The sequence below is a fragment of the Pseudomonas salicis genome (genome assembly GCF_057128705.1).
In genome coordinates, this window is record NZ_JBSKHU010000021.1 from 1 (window position 1) to 576 (window position 576).

The 576-nt window shown below is 60.6% G+C and carries 1 protein-coding gene; it reads right to left on the reverse strand.

What is annotated here, in order from left to right:
* Nucleotides 1-18 precede the first annotated feature (18 nt).
* A partial coding sequence (locus ACWKWE_RS29230; RefSeq protein ID WP_483852490.1) for an extracellular solute-binding protein occupies nucleotides 19-576 on the reverse strand: 558 nt, incomplete at its 5' end.

Here is a 576-nt window from a genome sequence, read left to right on the forward strand (position 1 = left end):
TTCAAGCAAAGGACGGGCTTACTTCGCCGCCCAATTGGTGAAGCGCGCCATCAGGTCTTCCTCGTAGTTGACCCAGAACGGCGTGTCGAGCAACAGGGCGTTTTCCAGGTTCGCGGGGGCTGTGGGCAGATTGCTCAGCGTCTGCTTGTCCAGTGCAGCCTGGGCTTTGGCGTTGACGATGCCGTAGGGGATCGCTTGAGCGAAGGCGGTCTGGGCTTTGGGGCTGACCATGTAGTCGAGCAGGGCGTAGCTGTCTGCGAGGTTTGGCGTGCCCTTGATGATCGTCCAGTAATCCATGCTGTAGAGCTGCTGGTTCCAGATCAGGGGGAAGTGTCCGCCTTGCTGATTGGCGATGGCGATCCGACCGTTATAGGCGGCCGTGACCGCAACGCTGCCGGACGACAGCCATTCAAGGGGTTGAGCACCGGTTTCCCACCATTGGATGTGGGGCTTGATCTCATCCAGCTTGGCGAAGGCGCGATCCTGACCCGCCTTGGTCGCCAGTACCGTGTAGACATCGGCAGGCTTGACGCCGTCGGCCATGAGGGCGATTTCCAGCGTCATGCGCGCTTGCTT